Raw genomic sequence first — 3,558 nt, 5'->3', positions numbered from 1 at the left:
CCCCCCCAGGCCCGCCGGCGCGATACAGGGCGCCGGGCTGGCGACGCGCCGGCGTCAGGCGCCCGGAACGTGAGTTTCGTAGTCTTGCGACAGCGTTTCCAGGGCGGACCAGAACGGGCCGGGCTGGCGGCCTTCCAGCCGGGCCGACAGCACGCGCAGATGGGCATGCCAGCCTGCGGCCACGTCGACCATGGCGGCGCGGTCGGCCAGCTTGCGGTGGGTCAGCGTCAGCAGCGTTCCCTTGTCTTGGGCCTTCAGTTCGAACAGGACTTCCGACGGCTGCCCGGGCGAGCCGCCCCAGGTGTAGGCCAGCGCACGCGGCGGCTCGCAGCGCGTGATCACGCCTTGCGTGGTCACGCCGTTTTCATAGGCGCGGAAGGGCTCGGGCGTGGGCTCGTCCACCGATGAGAGCTGATTGTGCAGGAACCGCAGCGTGACGCCGCCGCCCACCCGCAGCTCCATGTCGCCGCTGGCCAGCCACTGGCCGCGCTTGTCGGATTCGGTCAGGTACGCCCAGACCGTTTCGATATCGGCAGGCAGCAGGCGTTGGAAGCGGATGGTGGCGGGGTCCAGCACGGTGCCGTGGTCATTCATGGCTTTCTCCTGTTTGCGGTGTCGGACGCGGGTTCGCCAGCAGCGCGGTTTCCAGCGCGTCCAGCTTGTCCGACCAGAATCGTTCATAAAAGCGCAGCCATTGCATGGCCTCGGCCATGGGTTCGGGATTCAGGCTGCAGACGTGGTTGCGGCCGCGGATCGACCGCCGGATCAGTCCCGCGCGCTCCAGGGCCTGCACATGCTTGGAGGCGCCGGCGAAGCTCATGCGCAGGGGCGCTGCCAGCTCGCCGATGGTCAGGTCGCCCTGCGACAGGCTGCGCAGCATGTCCCGGCGCGTGGGATCGGCCAGGGCGCGGAACACGGCATCCAGATCGGGGGCGGGGAGAGATTCAACCATAAGGTTGAATATAGCGGAAGCTGAGTCGCAAGCTCAACCGTTTGGTTGAATTAATTTGTAAATGGCGCCTGAGCCCTGCGCGGTCGGGCAGACCCGCATCGCGGCGAGGCCGCTAGGGATTGGATTCCGCCGCCGCTTCCAGCGCGCCGTCATGCCTGGGCAGGTCGTCGGTGATCTCGAACCAGGGCGCGCGGTCGGCCACGTGGCAGTGCGCCGATGGCCGCACGCCGGGATCATCGTCCAGCGCGCCCAGCGGCAGTCCATAGACCTCCGGCGTCTGGTCCAGGCGGCTCAGCAAGGGCGTGCCGCAGGCCTCGCAGAAGCCGCGATAGTTGCCCGGCGATGAGCAATACCAGGTGATGTGGTTCTCGCCGCGCGTCCATTTGAAGTCGGCGGCCTGGACCGTGGCGCGGGTGCGGAAGGCGGCGCCGTGCGCCTTGCGGCACATGCCGCAATGGCAATTGACGACGTCGGTGAGCGGGCCGGCGATTTCATAGGCCACGCGGCCGCAGAGGCAGGAACCTTTGATCATGATGTCGCCTCGCTCAGGTGTGTAAGGGCACGTCTTCGAATATACCCGCGGCGCGCGGCGCCGGCGTGGCGGCAAATGACAAGAGTCTTTCAGTCGGTTGCCTGACCCCGATTTTCGGCCAATTGTTTCCATCTTCGGGTCATCGCGCTGTCATGCCCCAAAAACAGAATGCCGACATCGACGAACACATCAAGGGGGTCGCGATGAATTACGCCATCGACGTGCAGGGCCTGAGCAAATCCTTCCATGCCGGCGCCAAGGCGCTGGACGATGTCAGTCTGCAGGTGGCCGACGGCGAAATGGTCGCCTTGCTGGGCGCGTCCGGTTCCGGCAAGTCGACGCTGCTGCGCCATCTGGCCGGTTTCGTCGCGGGCGACGCGGCCTCGGGCAGCGTCACGGTCAATGGCCAGCTGATCCAGCGTCGCGGCAAGCTCAGCCGGCAGGTGCGAGGCGCGCGCGCCAGTATCGGCTTCGTGTTCCAGCAGTTCAATCTGGTGGGCCGCCTGCCGGTGATCACCAACGTACTGACCGGCATGCTGCCGCGCGTGCCGCTGTGGCGCAGCCTGACGCGCTGGTTCCGGCGCGACGAAGTCCGCGCCGGCCTGGACGCGCTTGCCCAAGTTGGTATAGACGACTATGCATTCCAGCGCGCCTCGACCCTGTCCGGCGGCCAGCAGCAGCGCGCCGCCATCGCGCGCACGCTGGTGCAGAACGCCCGCGTCATCCTGGCCGACGAGCCGATCGCCTCGCTGGATCCCGAATCCTCGCGCCGCGTGATGGACACGCTGGCGCAGATCAACCGCAGCCGCAAGGTGGCCGTGGTGGTGTCGCTGCACCAGGTCGACGTGGCGCTGCGCTATTGCCCGCGCGTGGTCGCGCTGCGCCACGGCAAGGTCGTCTACGACGGCCCCAGCGCCAACCTGACGCCGGCCATGCTGAGCGAGCTGTACGGCTCTGAGCTCAGCGAACTGCTGCCCGAAGCCGCCATCGCCGCTCCCGCCATGCCGGGATTGGCGCCGCTTGCCCGCCTGGTCGCCGCCTGAGCGCATTCACTTTTTCACCCGGAGCCCTTCATGCTACGCAGAACCGCCATCACCTTCATCGGCGCCATCCTCGCCGCCGCCGCGCTGCCCGCGGCCGCGCAGGACGGCAAGACCCTGAACTTCGGCATCATTTCCACCGAGTCCTCGTCCAACCAGAAGCAGGTCTGGCAGCCCGTGATCGACGACCTGAGCCGCGCCATCGGCGTGCCGGTCAAGCCTTTCTTCGCCTCCGACTACGCCGGCATCATCGAAGGCATGCGCTTCAACAAGGTGCAGATGGCCTGGTATGGCAACAAGTCGGCCATCGAGGCGGTGGACCGCGCCAACGGCGAGGTGTTCGCCTCGGTCATCGACAAGGACGGCAACCCGGGCTACTGGTCGCTGCTGATCGTCAACAAGGACAGCGACCTGAAGACGCTGGACGACGTGCTCAAGCGCGGCGCCAGCCTGAGCTACGGCGCGGGCGATCCCAACTCCACGTCCGGCACCGCAGTGCCGGGCTATTACCTGTGGGCCGCCAACAAGATCGAGCCCAAGACCTTCTTCAAGACCGTGCGCGCCAGCAACCACGAAGCCAACCTGCTGTCGGTGATCAACAAGCAGGTGGACGTGGCCGTCAACAACACCGAGTCGCTGGAACGCTATCGCATTAGCACCGGCAAGGACGCCAACGAGCGCGTGCGCGTGTTGTGGAAGTCGCCGCTGATTCCGGCGGATCCGCTGGTCATGCGCAAGGATCTGCCGGCCGATCTGAAGGTCCGCATCCGCGACTTCTTCGTCAACTACGGCAAGGGCAAGGACGCCGAGCGCGAACTGGCCAACCTGAAGGCGCTGACCTACAAGGGCTTCCGCGCGTCCGACGATCAGCAGCTGGTGCCGATCCGCCAGATCGAGCTGGCGCGCGCCAAGGCCAAGGTCGAGGCCGACACCACGCTGGGCCAGGCCGAAAAGCAGAAGCAGCTGGCGGAGCTGGATCGCAAGCTGGCGGACCTGGGTCAACCTACCGCCAAGCAGTAAGCGCTGGCGGGGGG

At 66.8% G+C, this 3,558-nt stretch carries 5 protein-coding genes; 2 read left to right on the top strand and 3 right to left on the bottom strand.

The window, feature by feature from the left end; translation table 11 throughout:
• Positions 1-54: 54 nt before the first annotated feature.
• From AC6LJ5_RS30070 to AC6LJ5_RS30060, 3 genes are all read right to left on the bottom strand, one after another.
• On the bottom strand, positions 55-594 hold the full coding sequence (locus AC6LJ5_RS30070; protein ID WP_103275826.1) for an SRPBCC family protein: 540 nt from the start codon (positions 592-594) through the stop codon (positions 55-57).
• Entirely contained in the window at positions 587-952 is a 366-nt protein-coding gene (locus AC6LJ5_RS30065; RefSeq protein WP_103275825.1) for an ArsR/SmtB family transcription factor, read from the bottom strand. The genes AC6LJ5_RS30070 and AC6LJ5_RS30065 overlap by 8 nt, the downstream gene beginning before the upstream one ends.
• A 112-nt stretch (positions 953-1,064) precedes the next feature.
• A complete protein-coding gene (locus AC6LJ5_RS30060) occupies positions 1,065-1,484 on the bottom strand; it encodes a GFA family protein (RefSeq protein ID WP_392411978.1) in 420 nt (139 codons plus the stop codon).
• 203 nt (positions 1,485-1,687) lie between these two features.
• Here AC6LJ5_RS30060 and phnC point away from each other — a divergent pair, with 203 nt between their 5' ends.
• A complete protein-coding gene (phnC, locus tag AC6LJ5_RS30055; RefSeq protein ID WP_498142426.1) occupies positions 1,688-2,527 on the top strand; it encodes a phosphonate ABC transporter ATP-binding protein in 840 nt (279 codons plus the stop codon).
• Between the two features lie 30 nt (positions 2,528-2,557).
• Positions 2,558-3,544 (top strand): phosphonate ABC transporter substrate-binding protein, encoded by a 987-nt coding sequence (gene phnD, locus AC6LJ5_RS30050; protein WP_103275823.1) that lies wholly within the window; start codon positions 2,558-2,560, stop codon positions 3,542-3,544.
• Positions 3,545-3,558: the final 14 nt, after the last annotated feature.

The organism is Achromobacter sp. 1011791174, assembly GCF_059760925.1.
Note: the sequence above shows the minus strand (reverse complement) of the source record. Positions and strands in the feature narration are given on the sequence as shown.

What these genes read in the sequence shown, in the direction of transcription:
- AC6LJ5_RS30060 (WP_392411978.1), bottom strand. Translation starts at nt 1,484, where the DNA reads ATGATCAAAGGTTCCTGCCTCTGCGGCCGCGTGGCCTATGAAATCGCC.
- phnD (WP_103275823.1), top strand. Translation starts at nt 2,558, where the DNA reads ATGCTACGCAGAACCGCCATCACCTTCATCGGCGCCATCCTCGCCGCC.
- AC6LJ5_RS30065 (WP_103275825.1), bottom strand. Translation starts at nt 952, where the DNA reads ATGGTTGAATCTCTCCCCGCCCCCGATCTGGATGCCGTGTTCCGCGCC.
- AC6LJ5_RS30070 (WP_103275826.1), bottom strand. Translation starts at nt 594, where the DNA reads ATGAATGACCACGGCACCGTGCTGGACCCCGCCACCATCCGCTTCCAA.
- phnC (WP_498142426.1), top strand. Translation starts at nt 1,688, where the DNA reads ATGAATTACGCCATCGACGTGCAGGGCCTGAGCAAATCCTTCCATGCC.